The sequence below is a fragment of the Alkalilimnicola ehrlichii MLHE-1 genome (genome assembly GCF_000014785.1).
Taxonomy (GTDB): Bacteria; Pseudomonadota; Gammaproteobacteria; order Nitrococcales; family Halorhodospiraceae; genus Alkalilimnicola; species Alkalilimnicola ehrlichii.
Genome location: NC_008340.1, coordinates 2,998,917 through 3,014,350 on the forward strand (window position 1 = coordinate 2,998,917; position 15,434 = coordinate 3,014,350).

Sequence of the window (15,434 nt, forward strand, 5' to 3'; positions counted from 1 at the left end):
CCCGAACCCGGCCGGCGGCCCGGCGCGCTCCATGCCTGAGCTGCCCGAAGTGGAGACCACCCGGCGCGGCCTCGCCCCGCTGCTGGAGGGCCGGCGTGTAACCGGAATGACCGTGCGCCAGGCCCGGCTGCGCTGGCCGGTACCGGCGGGCCTGCCCGATGCCATCACCGGCCAGACGATCCGGGCCGTGGACCGGCGGGCCAAATACCTGCTCTTCCGTACCCCGGCGGGGACGCTGATCCTGCATCTGGGGATGTCCGGCAGCCTGCGGGTGATCCCCGGCCAGCAGGCCGGCGCGTGCGCCGTCCCCCCCGGGCGCCACGACCATGTGGACCTGCGCCTGGCCGACGGCAGCTGCCTGCGCTATACCGATCCGCGCCGGTTCGGCAGCCTCCACTGGTGCACCGGTGAACCGGAGGCGCACTGGCTGCTCCACCGGCTGGGTCCGGAGCCCTTCGACACCGCCTTCGACGGCGATAGGCTCCACCGCCTGAGCCGCGGCCGGCGAACCAGCGTCAAGGCCTTCATCATGGACAGCGGGATCGTGGTGGGGGTGGGGAACATCTACGCCAGCGAGTCGCTGTTCCGGGCCGGCATCCACCCGGGACGCCCGGCCGGGCGGGTGGGCCTCGCTCGTTACCGGCGCCTGGCCGGCGCCGTGCGCGAGGTGCTGGCCGAGGCCATAGCCGCCGGTGGCACGACCCTGCGGGACTTCACCGCCAGCGACGGCCGCCCCGGCTACTTCGCCCAGACCCTCAACGTCTATGGCCGGGCGGGCGCGCCCTGCCCCCGCTGCGGCCGGTCCATCCGTCAGCGACGCATCGCACAGCGCTCCACCTGGTATTGCCCGGGCTGCCAGCGCTGACCGCCCGCAGTCAGCTTTCGTCCTCGCCGGCACCGGGGGCGTCACCGCCCTCGGCCAACGCCCGGCGCAGCACCTTGCCGCCGGGGGTGCGGGGCAACTCGTCCACCAGGGTGATGCGGCGCGGCGTCACCGCCGGCCCCAGGGCGCGGCGGGCGTAGACGAGCAATTCGCGGCGCAGCCGTTCCGGGTCCTCCGGCCGGGCGTTCGGCACCACCCAGGCCGCCACGACGGTATGGGTCAGGCGATGGGGCACCCCGGCCACGGCGCTTTCCGCCACCGCCGGGTGCCGGTTGAGCACCGCCTCCACCTCGGCCGGACCCACCATGTAGCCGCGCGTCTTGATCACGTCGTCGGAGCGGCCGAGGAACTGCAGCTCACCGTCCGGCAGCCGCTTCGCCAAGTCACCGGACAGGTACCAGCCGTCCAAGAAGGCCTGCCGGTACCGCTCGGTGTCGCCCAGATAGGCCAGAAACTGCGACGGCCAGCCGCTGCGCACGGCAATCTCCCCCACCTCCCCACGCGGCACCCGGGTCACGCCATCGTCGCCATGGCGGACCAGAGCCACCTCGATACCGGGCACCGCCCGCCCCATGCGTCCCGGGGCCACCGGCTCATCCCCGTACTGGGCGATCATGATCACCCCGGTCTCCGACTGCCACCAGCCATTGCGCGCGGGGGTACCGAAGGTCGCCTGCGACCAATGGGTGAGCGGGGCGTCCAGCGGTTCACCGGTGCTGAACAACCGCTGCAGGGCGGAGAGATCCACCCCGTCGGCGATCTCGGTGCCGGCCCGACGGAGCAGTCGCAGGGCGGTCGGGGAGGTCACCCAGGACTGGATGCGCTCCTGCTCCAGCAACCCGTACCAGCGCTGCGCCTCGAAGGGGGGTTCGTCGATCAGGGTGGTGGCACCGCAGAGCAGCGGCACCAGCATGGCGTAGGAGACCCCGGTGACCCAGCCGAGGTCCGCCGTACACCAGTGGCGACTGCCCGGCGACAGCTCCAGCACCAGCCGCCCGGAGGCGACATGGGCGGCGGCGGCCCGGTGGGCGTGCAGCACGCATTTGGGCGGGCCCAGCGTGCCACTGGTGAAGTGCAGCAGGGCGGGGTACTCCGGCCCCGTGGAGACTGGTGGCACCGGCTCGGCCTGGCCAATGAACCAGTCCCAGCGCTCTGCGTCAGGGGCCTCGCCGTCGAGCAGGATCACATCCTGCAGCGCCGGGAGCTGGGCCCGGATGGGCCAAATGGTCTCCCGGTAGAGCTGTTCGGTCGTCACCAGCACCCGGGCCTCGCTCACTGTCAGCCGCTGGCGCACCGGCTGAGGGCCGTAGACGGGGAACAAGGGCGCAAAGACGGCGCCCTGGCGCAGGGCGCCAAGGCCGGCGATAAAAGGCTCGGGCCGCCTGGGTGCCAGGGTACAGACCCGCTCACCCAGGCCCACACCCCGGGCCCGGAGGGCGCCGGCAAAGCGGGCCGAGGCCTCCAGCAGTTCCGCGTAGCTGGAGGCCCGGCGCTCGTTATCCAGCCCCCGCCAGACCAGCGCCTCGTGATCGCCACCGCCCGCCTCCACGTGCCGGTCCAAAGCCTCGTAGGCCATGTTCAGCCGACCGTCCGGCAGCCCCTTCAGCCAGTGTCGCCTGATCTCGGCCCAGGAGAATCCATCCTCAGTAGCCACCTGTGCGCACGCTCCTTACCATCCAGCGTCGATGCATCATCCAAGCCTACCAGCAAGCCGGCCAGGTCACAGCCGCCCCGTACCCGACGATGGCTCTCGCCACGGCCACTCCGGTAATATATACGGTACGGCGCACGTGTTGCGTCACCGCCCCGGGCCCCGGAGCCGCCATGATCGACACCCTGTTGCAGAACACCCTCGCCATCACGCTGGCCGCCGCCCCCTGGCTGCTGCTGGGGCTGCTGGTGGCCGGCGCGGTGCGCGCCCTGATACCGGAGGACCAACTCCAGACCTGGCTGGGCGGCAGCGGCATCGCCCCCATCACCCGGGCGGCGCTGGTGGGGGCCCCACTACCGCTGTGCTCCTGCGGCGCGATCCCGACGGCGGTGGCCCTGCACCGCGGCGGGGCCTCCCGCGGGGCCTCCACGGCCTTCCTGATCGGCACCCCCGGCGTGGGGGTGGACTCCGTGATCCTCACCTGGGCGCTGCTGGGCCCCTTTATGGCCGTGGTCCGCCCCCTCGGGGCGGTGAGCACCGCCATCGCCACCGGCCTGGCCGTGGGTCGCTTGCCCCTGCCGCGGCAGGGCGGACAGGCCGTGAAGGACGCGGCGGAATGCGGTAGCTGCTGCGGCGAGAGTTGCGCCGGCGGGGCCGGAGCTGAGGCGGCGGCGGGAACGCCCTCCTTCGGCGGGCGCCTGGCCAGGGGGCTGCGCTATGCGGTAACCGACCTGCTGGATGATATCGGCCTCTGGCTGCTGGGCGGGCTGCTGCTGGCCGGCATGTTGATCACCTGGATCCCTGCCGGTGCCCTGGCTGAATGGGGCAGCGGTCTGCCTGCCATGCTGGCGCTGGCAGCGGCCGGTATCCCGCTGTACCTGTGCGCCACCGCAGTGACCCCTGTGGCCGCCGGACTGATCCTGGCCGGGGTCTCGCCCGGCACCGCCTTGGTGCTGTTGCTCGCCGGCCCGATCACCAGCCTCGCCACCCTGGCCGTGCTGCGCCGGGAGATGGGCATGACCGTGGTCTCGATCTACCTGGCCAGCATCCTGCTCTGCGCCGTATCGGCCGGGCTGCTGGTGGATGGCGTGGTGGCGGCGCTGGAGGTGGACGTGGCCGCGCAGTCCACCGCGGCCGTGGAATGGATGCCCGACGGGCTGAAATGGCTGGCGCTGATCGTGCTAGTGACCCTGGGCATCCGCCCCCTGCGCCGGCGGCTGCCCGGCCTCGCCCTCGATTGACCCTTCCGGGGGGGCAACGCAGACCCGGTCGCGCCCCCCGCTCTTGGCAAGGTACAGGGCCTGGTCGGCGCGTTTGAGCACTGCCGCCGGACCGTCATCGGCGGTGAAACCGGCGACACCCGCCGAGGCGGTCACGGAATAGTCGACCCCGTCGTACTCGAAGCCGTCCTCCCGCAGTCCCTGCAATACCGCATCGGCAACCTGTGCGGCCTCCTCCGAGGTGGTCTCCGGCAGCAGGGCGACGAACTCCTCGCCGCCGTAGCGGGCCAGGAAATCGGACCGCCGCAGCCGCCTGTGAATCCGCCCTGCGATCTGGGCCAGCGCCTGGTCGCCGGCGGCATGGCCGAGCCGGTCGTTGATCAGCTTGAAATGGTCCACGTCGAAAAACACCAGGGCGAGCGGGCGCCGGTGGCGCTGCCAGCGGGCGAATTCGTAGTCCAGCCGCTCCTCCCAGGCCCGTCGGTTGGGCACGCCCGTCAGGCGGTCCTCACGGGAGGAGGCGCGGGCGTCGGCCAGGCGCTCGCGCAATTGCCGCGCCTCGCCCTCCATGATCTTCATGCGCTCGCGCAGGCTGCGCAGTTGCGCCTCCAGGGCCGCCGCACGCTGCGCCTCGGCGCGGCGCCGGGCGGCCAGCTGTTCACCCAGCTTGTCCACATGCCGGCTGACGGCGGCCTTGAGGGCCTGGAGATCGCCGTACCGGGCCAGATCCGCATCCAACCCGGCCAGCTCGTCGTGCATCCACCGCCGCTCGTCCACCTGCGCCCGGCTGTGATCCCGCTCGACCCGCTCAGCGCTGGCCATCAGCTCCTCCATCTCGCCCAACCGGGTCTCCAACGCGGCCATAAAGCGCTTCAGGCCATCCCGCTCCGCCTCCAGGCGAGCGCGCACCTCGGCGGCGAGTCCCGCCAGGCTGTCGAGGATATCCGCAAGGCCGTCCAGCCCCTCGGCGTTCAGGGCATCGACCCGCTGGCCAAGACCGTCGTCCTCGTCGTCTCCCGGCCCCAGCACGGACCGCAATAGCCCCGCCAGGCTGCGCCGCAGCCGGCGAACGCTGGCTGGCTTGGTCGGGCCGGCGGTGGGCGCCGGGTCACCGGGGCCGGCCGACGGAGCACCCCGCCCGGCGCCACCGAGCAAACGGCGGAACACCCCCTCCCGCGGCAGCGGGGCTGCCGGCTGGATCGCTTGCGGCGCGGGGATACAGAGCTCGACCACCTCCGGGGCCAGCTCGAGGGCCTCCAGCTCCGTCACCGTCTCCAGGCGCGCCCGAAGCTGCCGGGCCCGGCGCACGCCGGCGCGTCCCTGCACCCGGTCAAGCAGGCGCAGCAGGTGGCCGCGCAGCGGCTGCAGCCGGCCGTCGCGCTCCAGTCCCTGGGCACGCTGACGGATCACAGCGCTCTGTTCGGTCAGTTCGGCGCGGCCGTGGGGGCTGCGCATCGCCGCGCGCAACCGGTCCAGGGCCCGGTCCAGCTGCGGATCGCGACCGACACCACACAACGCCACCTCCCTCAGGGCAAGGCGCAGGCGCTCCTCCAGCCGGACCCAGGCGGACTCGCGCCGGTCCATCTCGGCGATACACTCCAGATAGCGTTGGCGCCAGTCCTGGCTCCCGTCCACCGGCATACTCGACTCCTCTCAGGCGGGGCCCGAACCGACGCGGCCCCGAAATACCCTTCACGGATCGCAGTTTTAACGCACGAGCGGTATACTCGCGGCACAGTCACCATAATGAAGTGGTGGCGGGTTCACCAGCCCGCCGCCGACCCGAACAGGCCGCCGCCCGATCTGATGAAGCCATGCCCGAGCACCACACGACAGCTGATCCGCCTGCGTGACCGCGTGCTCGCGCGGTCCCGGCAGATCATGCTCGAGCTCAGCGGCGGCGACCCGGAGGGCATACTCTCACCCCGGCATCACGGCCTGATCCTGCGCCGACAGCGGGCCCGCCTGTTGATCTCCCGGGTCCGGATCGTTGCCTTTGTCTTCGCCATCCTCACCCCGCTCTGGATCGCCGTGGACCTCGCCGTCTTCCCCCCGGAGATCGCCCTGCCGCTGGGCATCGCCCGGCTGCTCACCAGCACTGCCTTCTTCAGCCTGGCGTTGATGTATGCGGACTCGGATCGGGTCTGGCATGCCTGGGTCGCATTGGGGTTGATGTTCCTGATCCCCACGCTGTTTTTCCTCTACAGCCACTCACTGCTGGCGGGCACGGACATGGAGGGGGTGTCCGCGGCGATGGCGGCCGGCTATGCCTACCTCCCCTTCGTGATGCTCTCGGGGCTGGCGGTCTTCCCGCTGACGGCGCTGGAGGCGGCGGTCTTCGCCCTCCCCGTGGTCGCCGCCCAGGCACTCACCGGTCTGCTGGGCCAGGACCTGATGGGGTGGAGCAACCAGCTGGGTGCCACCTGGCTGCTGGTGCTGATCGCGGTGGTGGCGGCGCTGGCCGGTATGAGCCAGCTGCACTTCATGGCCGAGCTGGTGCGCCGCTCCTCCCATGACGCCCTCACCGGCTGTCTCAACCGCGCCAGCGGCGAGGAGCTGGTGCGGCTGCACTTCAGCATGGCGCGGCGGACCGGTGAGCCGGTCACCGTTGTGTTCATGGACCTGGACCGGTTCAAGTCGATCAACGACCGCTTCGGCCACGATATCGGCGATGTGGTGCTCTACCAGGCCGCAAACGCCATCCGCGAGCAGCTTCGGGATACCGACACGTTGATCCGCTGGGGCGGAGAGGAGTTCGTCCTGCTGCTGCCGGGCGCCACGCGGAGCGATGCCTGTCGGGCCCTGGCCCGTCTGCAGTCCAACGGGCTGGGCCTGCGCCCCGACGGCAGGCCACTCACCGCCAGCTTCGGACTGGCCGACACCCTGACCCCCGGGGTCAGCGACGTCGACAGCCTGGTGGAGACGGCGGATCGGCACATGTACGCGGCCAAGCGGGCCGGCGGCGACCGCATCGTGGCCGGCCTGGAGCCCACACCCTGAGGGCCGGAATCACTCCGCCACCCGGGCGGCACCGATCCCGCGCGGGTCCGAGGCCGCGTGCAGACGGCCCTCGCAGTGGTCCCAGAGCAGCGCCTGCATGTCGCCGTAGCGGCGGTTGACGTTGCGCAGGCGATGGCCTCGGCCCTGAAGGTCCGCCCGGGTGGACCGGGAGAAGGCCCCCGGCTCGTGCTGGATCTCGTCCGGCAGGTACTGGTGGTGGTATCGGGGGGCGGCAACCAGCTCGTCCAGGGGGGTGGCCTCGAGAAACCCCAGGGCACCCAGCATCACCATGGTGACGATCCGGCTGCCGCCGGGCGTGCCGTAGATGAGCGTGCGGCACTCATCCTCCAGAAAGGCGGGCGTCATGCTGGAGAGCGGGCGCTTGCCCGGCTCGATGCGGTTGGGCTCGGTGCCCAGCAGGCCGTAGACGTTTCCCTCCCCCAGCGCCGTGGCGAAGTCATCCATCTCGTTGTTCAGCAGTACCCCGGTCCCGGGCGGCACGGTGGTGGCGCCGAAGGGGTAGTTGATGGAGAGGGTGGCCGCCACCCGATTGCCCTGGCCATCCACCACGGAGAAATGCGTGGTCTGCCGCCCCTCACCGCCGGCCACCGGCACCGGCAGCTCGGTGCTGGGGGTGGCCTGCGCCATGTCGATCTCCGCTCGCAGCGCGCGGGCATACTCCGCGCTGAGCAGGCGATCCATGGGGATCTCGGTGAAATCCGGGTCGCCCAGCCAGGCCGCCCGGTCACGATAGACCCGCCGCATGGCCTCGCTGGTCAGGTGGACCCGATCCGCCCTGGACAGGGCTTGCCAGTCGTCGTCGGCCAGCATCTGCAGGAACCCGACCAGCCCCACCCCCCCGGCCGACGGCGGTGCCGCGGCAGTGATCCGCAGATCCCCCATCCGCCCGCGCACCGGCTCGCGTTCCACCACGCGGTACCCGGCCAGGTCATCCAGGGTCCAGATCCCGCCGGTGGCCCGCACCCCGGCCACCAGGGCCTCGGCCACCGGCCCCTCGTAGAAGCCGGCCAAACCGTGCTCGGCGATGCGCTCAAGAGAATCGGCCAGATCCGGCTGACGCAGCAGGCTGCCCTGGGGCGGCGGTATGCGGTCACGAAGGAAGATCCGCCGGGCCTCCGGGTCGGCATTCAGCGCCCGCACCCGGAACAGGGCCATGCGCCGATACTGGCTGTCCACCTGAAAGCCCTGACGGGCCAGCCGGATGGCAGGTGCCAGGCTCTCCGCGAGCGGCAGCGCCCCGTACTCCCGGGCCAGGTGGACCATCGCTGCCGGGGTGCCGGGGATGGCGGCCGCCAACCCGCCCTGCAGGGAACGCTCGCGGTCCAGTTCCCCGCTGTCATCCAGATACATGTCCGGGTAGGCCGCACCGGGTGCGGTCTCGCGCCCGTCAAGCATCACCTCATGGCCGTCCGCGGCCCGGTGCAGTAACCAGAAGCCACCGCCACCGATCCCGGAGCCATAGGGCTCCACCACCGCCAGGGTGGCGGTCAGGGTCACGGCCGCGTCGAAGGCGTTACCCCCCTGGGCCATCACCTCCATGGCGGCCGCACTGGCACGCGGATGGGCCGAGGCAACGGCCGGCGGCGGCGTCGCCAGTGCCTCGCCGGCCCAGCAAAGGAGCAGGCCGACAACCAGGGCCACCCGGCGCATGCTCAACCGCCCTGGCCATCGCCATCGCCGTCACGGTTCGGCCCGCTGTAGCGTCGGGCCAGGGCCCGGGCGACAACGGGCGGCACGAAACGGGTGACATCCCCACCCAGGGCCGCGACCTCCCGCACCAGCGAGGACGAGATGTAGGCGTGCTGCTCGGCGGGGGTCAGGAAGACGGTCTCCACCTCCTCGATGAGCTGCCGGTTCATGCTGGCCAACTGGAACTCGTGCTCGAAATCGGAGACCGCCCGCAGTCCACGCAGGATCACCGTGGCCCCTCGCGCACGCACGAAGTCCACCAACAAGGTGTCGAAGGCCTCCACCTCGACCCCCGGCATGTCCTTGAGCACTTCCCTCGCCAGCGCCAGGCGCTCGTCCAGGGTGAAGGCCGGGCGTTTGCTCGGGCTGGGATAGGCGGCCACGGCAACGATGAGCCGATCGAACAGCCGGCAGCTGCGCTGCACCAGATCGGCATGGCCGTTGGTCAGAGGGTCGAAAGTACCCGGGTAGACGGCGACTATGGCCATCGTCCCTCCTCTTCGTTGCGGGCGTTATAAACCCCTGGTTTATTCTGATTTTTGGCGTCCAGGCTCTTCCGGGCTGATCAGGGCGTAACGCACCCCGCCGGCCCGCTTCTCGCGCTGGACCGACCAGCCCGCCGGCAGCGCCGGCGGAGGCTGGTGGGCATCGCTCTCCAGATAGAGCCGCCCGCCCGGCACCAGCCATTGCCGCTCGGCGATAAGCTGCATGGCGGCCTCCCCCAGGCTGGCGCGAAAGGGCGGATCCAGAAAGACGATATCCATACTTTGTACCGGTCCGGCGAGAAAACGCAATGCATCGGTCGGGACCACGCGGCCACGCTCCGCCGCGTCCAGGACCTGCAACTGCGCGCGCAACGCCGCCGCTACCCGCGCATTGCGTTCCACGAAGACCACCTCGGCCGCCCCCCGGGAAAGGGCCTCCAGGCCCAGGACACCGCTACCGGCAAAGAGGTCGAGACAACGGGCACCGGGGATCCGCGCCTGCACCCAGTTGAACAGCGTCTCGCGGATACGATCGCCGGTGGGTCGCAGATCCGGGCCGCGGGGCACCGCCAGCCGGCGCCCCCGCCAGGCGCCGCCGATGATCCGAAGGTGCCCGCTCAAGGGGCCGCCTCCCCGGCACCGCCGCCCGGACCGACGTGGTCACGCTCATAGGGGGCGCCAGGCTCACCGGGTGGCGGCTCCTCCAGCGCCTCGTCATCCACCTCCTCCTCCGGCGGCCCCACCAGCACGGTCACCATGCGGTCCGGGTCGATCCGCTCACGGAGGACCCGGTGGACGCGCTCGCGGTCCAGGGCCTCCAGGCGCAAAAGGTAGCTCTCGAGCTGATCCAGAGGCAGGCCATAGAAGCCGATATCGGCGATGGCGGAGAGCAGCTGGCGGTTGCTCTCCAGCTCCAGCGGGAAGCTGCCCGCCAGGTAGCGCAGGGCCCGGTCCATCTCCTCGTCGTCGGGCCCGTCCGCCAGATAGGCACGCAGCTCCTCGTCGAGCACCTCCAACGCCTCCCCGGTCCGATCGGCCCGCACCTGGCTGCCGAGTACCACCGGGCCGGCCTTACGCATCGGCGCCAGGCCGCTGTGGCTGCTGTAAGAGAGCCCGCGCTCCTCACGCATGGCCTGGAAGATGCGGGAGACCAGCCCGGAACCGCCGAGGATGTGATCGGCCACCGAGAGCGCCAGCAGGTCCTCATCACCCCGGGCGATGGCCGGGTGCCCCATCAGGATGCGGGTTTGGGTCCCGGGGAACGCCACCTCCACCGTGCGTGCCGGTACCCGCGGCACGGCGGGGAGGGGCGGTGCGGGATCACCCACCGGCAGGGCACGGGACAGGCGCTCGGCCAAGGCCTCGGCCTGCTCTCGGGTGAGATCGCCCACCAGGGCGATCTGGGCATTGCCGGTGGTGTAATGATCGGCGTGGAAGGCCTGCACGTCGGCGCGGGCAATGGCCCGGATACCCTCCTCGGTACCGGAGGGTGCGCGGGCGTAGGGGTGGCCCGGGTAGAGGGTCTCGAACAGCGTCCGCCACGCCATCGCGCTGGCGGACTGACGCTCGCCGCGCAGGGCGACCAGACGGCGCTGGCGCTCCCGCGCCAGGGCGTCTTCGGGAAAGTCGGGCGCGGCCAGTACGTCGTCCAGCACGGCCAGGGCCGCCTCCAGCGCCTCCTCTTCCGCCAGGCTGCGCAGGCTGACCACTGCCTGCTCCCGACCCGCGTTCACCGACAGACGCGCCCCCTGGTCTTCCAGCCGCCGGGCAATCTCACCGGCATCCAGGCCGGCCGCCCCCTGATCGAGCAGGTTGGCGGTGACCCGTGCCAGCCCCGCCTGGTCACACTCCCGGGCGCTGCCGGCGTCGAAGGTGACCGCCACATCGATGATGGGCAGCGCGGCGCTGCGCACGAAGTAGACCGGAACCCCGACCTCGGTCTCCCAGTGCTCGATCTCGGGGATTGCGAACTCCCCCTCATCGGCCGATGCCGGCAGGGCGACCACCAGCAGCACGGCCAGGGCAACGCTCAGCAGGTGTCTTAGTGATCGGTACAGGCTCATTGCTCCTCCCCGGCGTCAGTGGACGCCTCGCGGTCGGCGGGCACCAGGCGACCCACCGTGAGCTGATCATCCACCAGGTAGCGCCGGGCGACGCGCTGGATGTCCTCAGCGGTCACGGTCTGCACCCCCTCCAGGAAGCGCTCACCGGCCTCCCAGCCGATCCCGGTGCTCTCCAGCGCCCCCAGACGCATCGCCTGCGCCCGCATGGAGTCCTGACTGAAGAGTTCATCCGCCACGTACTGGCGGCGGGCGCGGACCAACCGCTCCTCGTCCAGCGGCTCCTCCTGCAACCGCTGCACTTCCTCGCGCAGGGCGGCCTCCAGCTCGTCCAGTCCGGCGCCGGGTGCGGGGCGGCCGGCAAGCAGGAACAGATCCTGGAGGCGCGCGGTGGCGGAATAGCTGGCCCCGGCGCCCACGGCCACGCCCTGCTGCCGCTCCAGGCGCTCGGGCAGGATGGCCGCCTGGCCGCCGGAGAGCACGGCGCGAAGCAGCGCCAGGGCGTAGACCTCACGCAGGGCCTCCTCGTCTTCCCGGTCGATACTGCCCAGGGTGGGCACCCGCCAGCCCATGGCCAGGTAGGGGAGTTCCGCCGGGATACGCACGGTCACGGCGCGCTCACCCGGGTCGGGGATATCGCCGCCGGGGATGGGTTCGGGCCGCTCGCGGGCCGGGACTGGACCAAAATGCTCCTCGGCCAGGGCAAAAACCGCATCCGGGTCCACGGCGCCGACGACCACCAGGGTGGCGCTCTCCGGGCCGTGCCAGCGCCGGTACCAGTCCTCCACCTCGGACAGGCGCAACCGGTCCAGGTCCTCCATCCAGCCGATCACCGGCTGGCCGTAGGGACTGGCGCTCCAGGCCACGGCCCGGAAGCGCTCCATGAACTTGGCGGTGGGGTTGTCCTCCACCCGTTGACGGCGCTCTTCGCGCACCACCTCCATCTCACGCTCGTACTCACCCTGATCGAAGACCAGGTTCTGCATGCGGTCGGCCTCCAACTCGAAGGCCAAAGGCAGGTGCTCCACCGCCAGCTGCTGGTGGTAGCCGGTAAAATCCCGGCCGGTGAAGGCGTTCTGGCGCCCCCCACGCTCGGCGATAAGACGGGAAAACTCGCCGGTCGGGCGGGTCTCCGTGCCTTTGAACATCATGTGCTCGACCACGTGGGAGATGCCGGTCAGCGGCCGCTGTTCGTAGCTGGAGCCGACGGCAAACCAGACCATGCTCACCACCACCGGCGCCCGGTGGTCCTCGCGCACCACCACCGTCATGCCGTTGTCCAGCGTGTACTCGTGGACCGCGGGCGTGCCGGCCACCGCCGGCGGGACCAGCCAGGCCAGGCCGAGGGCCAGGCCGGTGGCCATCAGAATTCGGGCTCTCATCAGGCAGTTCCTCCCCGTGTTACCGCCATGCACCGCGACAGTCTCACACCGCCACGGGGGAATGATAGGATACCGGACAGCCACGCCGGGCCGGACGACCCGCCCACACCACACCCTGTGGGGGCGACCGTGCGCTGCTTCGGCCATAGCCAACCTTCATGCTCCCAACTATTGAGGACCATCGAAACCATGTGGGGTTTCGGACGTAAGAAAAAGCAGCGCCGACAGGCCGAAGAGGAAGCCCGCCGCGCCGCCGAGGAGGCCGCCAAGGCGGAGACGACCCCCGGGCCCGAGGCGGAACCCGAGCCGGAGGCAGAGCCCGAGCCGGAGACGGAAACCGAGGCGGCGACGGAAACCGAGGCGGAAGCAGCCCCTGTCAGCGCTGAGCCGGCCGAGGTACCGGATGAACCGCGCAAACAGGGCCTGTTCGCCCGCCTGCGCGCCGGGCTGTCGCGCACCCGAAGCGGGCTCACCGAGGGCATTGCCAGCCTGTTCCTGGGCAGCAAGACCATCGACGACGACCTGCTGGAGGAGCTCGAGACCCAACTGCTGCTGGCAGATGTCGGGGTCGAGGCCACTCAGCGCATCATCGACGGGCTCACCGCCCGGCTGCGCCGCGCCGAACTCAAGGACACCGACGCCCTGTTCCAGGCGCTCAAGGAGGACATGACGGCCATCCTCAGCCCCTGCGAGGCGCCGCTGGAGCTGCCCAACGAGCCGAAACCCTTTGTCATCCTGATGGTGGGCATCAACGGCGCCGGCAAGACCACCACCATCGGCAAACTGGCCCGCCGCTTCGGCGACCAGGGCAAGCGCGTGATGCTGGCCGCCGGCGACACCTTCCGGGCGGCGGCGGTGGAGCAGCTCCAGGCCTGGGGCGAGCGCAACAACACCCCGGTGATCGCCCAGCACACCGGCGCCGACGCGGCCTCGGTGGTCTTCGACGGCTGGCAGGCGGCTAAGGCGCGCGGCTCTGATGTGCTCATCGCCGACACCGCCGGCCGGCTGCATACTCAGAGCAACCTGATGGAGGAGCTGCGCAAGATCAAGCGCGTGCTCGGCAAGCAGGACCCTACCGCCCCCCATGAGACCCTGCTGGTGCTGGACGCCGGCAACGGCCAGAACGCGCTGGCCCAGGCGCGGGAGTTCCACCAGGCCATCGGCCTGGACGGGGTAGTGATCACCAAGCTGGACGGCACCGCCCGCGGCGGGGTGATCTTCGCCATCGCCGAGCAGCTCAGGCTCCCCATCCGCTTCATCGGCGTCGGCGAGTCGGCGGAGGACCTGCGTCCCTTCGTGGCCGCGGACTTCGTCGAGGCCCTGTTACAACGTGACGACCAGGGCCAGGCCACCGGATGATCCGCTTCGAGGGCGTCAGCAAGCGCTATCGCGGGGGGTTCGAGGCCCTGCGCAACCTGCAACTGGAGATCGGCCAGGGCGAGATGGTGTTCGTCACCGGCCACTCCGGCGCCGGCAAGAGCACCCTGCTGCGCCTGATCCCGCTGCTGGAACGCCCCAGTCAGGGCCAGGTGGTGGTGGGCGGCATCAACCTCTCGCGCCTGCGCAAGGGACAGATCCCCCAGCTGCGCCGCCGTATCGGCATGATCTTCCAGGACCACCGGCTCCTGTTCGACCGTACGGTCTATGAAAACGTCGCCCTGCCGCTGATCATCCGCGGCACCCCCCACCGGGAGGTGGGCCGGCGGGTGCGCGCGGCCCTGGGCAAGGTCGGCCTGCTTAGCAAGGAGAAGGCCTACCCGATCACCCTCTCCGGCGGCGAGCAACAGCGGGTAGGCATCGCCCGCGCCGTGGTCTCGCGCCCGCCGGTGCTGCTGGCCGACGAGCCCACCGGCAACCTGGACCCGGCGCTGTCCGAGGAGATCATGCAGCTCTTTCTGGAGTTCCGCCGGGTGGGCATCACCGTGGTCATCGCCAGTCACGACCTGGACCTGATCGCCCGGCTGCGCCAGCGGGTCATCACCCTGGAGCACGGCCGCCTGATCGACGACTGGCAGGGAGCCGCCGCCTGATGCCCCGCCGCGGTCCCCGCGCCTGGCGCGAGCGCCTGCGCGTCTATTTCGCCCAGCACGCCCAGGCCCTGGTCAGCGCCCTGGGGCGTCTCTGGAGCCGGCCGCTGCAAAGCGGCATGACGGCGGCGGTGCTGGGCATCGCCCTGGCCCTGCCCGCCGGCTTTCTGCTGGCGCTGCAAAACCTGCAGACCCTCACCACCGACTGGGACGGCGGCACCCGCATCTCCGTCTACCTGGCGTTGAATGCCGATGAAGCCCGGCTGGGGGAACTGGCCGATGAGCTGAGCGCCGATGACCGCTTATCCGGCGTGCAGACCTACACCCCGGACGAGGCGCTGGAGGCGTTCCGCCAGCTCTCCGGTATGGACGACGCCCTGGACCTGCTGGACGACAACCCGCTGCCGGCCACCCTGGTGCTCGCCCCGCGGCGCGATCTGCCCGCCGCCGCGGTGGCGGCACTGGCGGATGAGCTCGCGGAGCGTAGCGGCGTGGAGCAGGTGCAACTGGACCAGGAGTGGCTGCAACGGCTGCACGCCATTGTCGAGCTGGTGGAGCGCGCCGTCTGGGTGGTGGGGTTGCTGCTGGGGGCGGCGGTGCTGCTGGTGGTGGGCAACACCATCCGCCTGGCCATCAGCAACCGGCGCGAGGAGATCGTGATCACCAAACTCATCGGCGCCACCAATGGCTTTGTCCGCCGCCCCTTTCTCTACGAAGGCCTGTGGTACGGTCTGTTGGGCGGGGTGCTGGCCTGGCTGCTGCTGGAGATCGCCCGGCTGTGGCTCGGCGATACCGTCTCCGGGCTGGCCAGTCTCTACAGCAGTGGCTTCCGGCTAAGCGGCCCGGGCTTCACCGGCGCCCTCCAGATCCTGGGCACCGGCATGCTGCTGGGCTGGCTCGGGGCCTGGCTGGCGGTCGGCCGCCACCTGTCCGCCATCGAACCCCGGTAGGCGCCCACCACACCCCGGCCCGCCCAAGCCCGGCAATCCAGGCCTTGCGATCCCAGCCGGAATGGA

13 protein-coding genes are annotated in these 15,434 nt (G+C 71.0%); 6 read left to right on the forward strand and 7 right to left on the reverse strand.

Features of this window, described 5'->3' with window-relative positions; translation table 11 throughout:
- The first annotated feature begins 31 nt into the window (after positions 1-31).
- Complete coding sequence (mutM, locus tag MLG_RS13390; RefSeq protein WP_011630382.1) at positions 32-865, forward strand: bifunctional DNA-formamidopyrimidine glycosylase/DNA-(apurinic or apyrimidinic site) lyase; 834 nt, start codon at positions 32-34, stop codon at positions 863-865.
- A 10-nt stretch (positions 866-875) separates the two neighbouring features.
- Here mutM and MLG_RS13395 read toward each other — a convergent pair whose 3' ends face one another.
- Complete coding sequence (locus MLG_RS13395) at positions 876-2,537, reverse strand: AMP-binding protein (protein ID WP_011630383.1); 1,662 nt, start codon at positions 2,535-2,537, stop codon at positions 876-878.
- A gap of 170 nt (positions 2,538-2,707) precedes the next feature.
- Here MLG_RS13395 and MLG_RS13400 point away from each other — a divergent pair, with 170 nt between their 5' ends.
- Positions 2,708-3,775, forward strand: coding sequence for an SO_0444 family Cu/Zn efflux transporter (locus MLG_RS13400; RefSeq protein ID WP_011630384.1), 1,068 nt, complete (start codon positions 2,708-2,710; stop codon positions 3,773-3,775).
- On the opposite strand, the gene MLG_RS14965 is transcribed toward MLG_RS13400, so the two are convergent.
- Positions 3,716-5,395, reverse strand: coding sequence for a GGDEF domain-containing protein (locus tag MLG_RS14965; RefSeq protein ID WP_011630385.1), 1,680 nt, complete (start codon positions 5,393-5,395; stop codon positions 3,716-3,718). The two genes, MLG_RS13400 and MLG_RS14965, sit on opposite strands and share 60 nt — an antisense overlap.
- Positions 5,396-5,560: 165 nt before the next feature.
- Between MLG_RS14965 and MLG_RS13410 the strand changes: the two genes are divergently transcribed.
- Positions 5,561-6,754 carry a GGDEF domain-containing protein gene (locus MLG_RS13410; RefSeq protein WP_011630386.1) on the forward strand — a complete coding sequence of 398 codons (1,194 nt, stop codon included), beginning with the start codon at positions 5,561-5,563 and terminating at the stop codon, positions 6,752-6,754.
- A gap of 9 nt (positions 6,755-6,763) precedes the next feature.
- On the opposite strand, the gene ggt is transcribed toward MLG_RS13410, so the two are convergent.
- Genes ggt through MLG_RS13435 form a run of 5 tightly spaced genes read right to left on the reverse strand, consistent with a single transcriptional unit; the run spans position 6,764 to position 12,391 of the window.
- Positions 6,764-8,425, reverse strand: coding sequence for a gamma-glutamyltransferase (gene ggt / locus MLG_RS13415; protein ID WP_011630387.1), 1,662 nt, complete (start codon positions 8,423-8,425; stop codon positions 6,764-6,766).
- Positions 8,426-8,427: 2 nt separating this feature from the next.
- Entirely contained in the window at positions 8,428-8,952 is a 525-nt protein-coding gene (coaD, locus tag MLG_RS13420) for a pantetheine-phosphate adenylyltransferase (RefSeq protein ID WP_011630388.1), read from the reverse strand.
- 39 nt (positions 8,953-8,991) lie between these two features.
- Complete coding sequence (rsmD, locus tag MLG_RS13425; protein ID WP_011630389.1) at positions 8,992-9,570, reverse strand: 16S rRNA (guanine(966)-N(2))-methyltransferase RsmD; 579 nt, start codon at positions 9,568-9,570, stop codon at positions 8,992-8,994.
- Complete coding sequence (locus MLG_RS13430; protein ID WP_011630390.1) at positions 9,567-11,012, reverse strand: M16 family metallopeptidase; 1,446 nt, start codon at positions 11,010-11,012, stop codon at positions 9,567-9,569. Before MLG_RS13430 ends, rsmD begins: the two co-directional genes overlap by 4 nt.
- The gene (locus tag MLG_RS13435; protein ID WP_011630391.1) at positions 11,009-12,391 is read right to left on the reverse strand and encodes a M16 family metallopeptidase; all 1,383 of its coding nucleotides are present in this window, start codon (positions 12,389-12,391) and stop codon (positions 11,009-11,011) included. The genes MLG_RS13430 and MLG_RS13435 overlap by 4 nt, the downstream gene beginning before the upstream one ends.
- 189 nt (positions 12,392-12,580) lie before the next feature.
- Here MLG_RS13435 and ftsY point away from each other — a divergent pair, with 189 nt between their 5' ends.
- From ftsY to ftsX, 3 genes are read left to right on the forward strand one after another with little or no spacing between them, the layout of a single operon-like run.
- On the forward strand, positions 12,581-13,750 hold the full coding sequence (ftsY, locus tag MLG_RS13440) for a signal recognition particle-docking protein FtsY (RefSeq protein WP_011630392.1): 1,170 nt from the start codon (positions 12,581-12,583) through the stop codon (positions 13,748-13,750).
- Positions 13,747-14,421, forward strand: a complete 675-nt coding sequence (gene ftsE / locus MLG_RS13445; RefSeq protein ID WP_011630393.1) for a cell division ATP-binding protein FtsE — start codon at positions 13,747-13,749, stop codon at positions 14,419-14,421. Before ftsY ends, ftsE begins: the two co-directional genes overlap by 4 nt.
- The gene (ftsX, locus tag MLG_RS13450; protein ID WP_011630394.1) at positions 14,421-15,368 is read left to right on the forward strand and encodes a permease-like cell division protein FtsX; all 948 of its coding nucleotides are present in this window, start codon (positions 14,421-14,423) and stop codon (positions 15,366-15,368) included. Before ftsE ends, ftsX begins: the two co-directional genes overlap by 1 nt.
- The last annotated feature ends 66 nt before the right edge of the window (positions 15,369-15,434 follow it).

What these genes read in the sequence shown, in the direction of transcription:
- coaD (WP_011630388.1), bottom strand. Translation starts at nt 8,952, where the DNA reads ATGGCCATAGTCGCCGTCTACCCGGGTACTTTCGACCCTCTGACCAAC.
- MLG_RS14965 (WP_011630385.1), bottom strand. Translation starts at nt 5,395, where the DNA reads ATGCCGGTGGACGGGAGCCAGGACTGGCGCCAACGCTATCTGGAGTGT.
- MLG_RS13430 (WP_011630390.1), bottom strand. Translation starts at nt 11,012, where the DNA reads ATGAGCCTGTACCGATCACTAAGACACCTGCTGAGCGTTGCCCTGGCC.
- MLG_RS13400 (WP_011630384.1), top strand. Translation starts at nt 2,708, where the DNA reads ATGATCGACACCCTGTTGCAGAACACCCTCGCCATCACGCTGGCCGCC.
- ftsX (WP_011630394.1), top strand. Translation starts at nt 14,421, where the DNA reads ATGCCCCGCCGCGGTCCCCGCGCCTGGCGCGAGCGCCTGCGCGTCTAT.
- ftsE (WP_011630393.1), top strand. Translation starts at nt 13,747, where the DNA reads ATGATCCGCTTCGAGGGCGTCAGCAAGCGCTATCGCGGGGGGTTCGAG.
- mutM (WP_011630382.1), top strand. Translation starts at nt 32, where the DNA reads ATGCCTGAGCTGCCCGAAGTGGAGACCACCCGGCGCGGCCTCGCCCCG.
- MLG_RS13410 (WP_011630386.1), top strand. Translation starts at nt 5,561, where the DNA reads ATGAAGCCATGCCCGAGCACCACACGACAGCTGATCCGCCTGCGTGAC.
- ftsY (WP_011630392.1), top strand. Translation starts at nt 12,581, where the DNA reads ATGTGGGGTTTCGGACGTAAGAAAAAGCAGCGCCGACAGGCCGAAGAG.
- MLG_RS13435 (WP_011630391.1), bottom strand. Translation starts at nt 12,391, where the DNA reads ATGAGAGCCCGAATTCTGATGGCCACCGGCCTGGCCCTCGGCCTGGCC.
- ggt (WP_011630387.1), bottom strand. Translation starts at nt 8,425, where the DNA reads ATGCGCCGGGTGGCCCTGGTTGTCGGCCTGCTCCTTTGCTGGGCCGGC.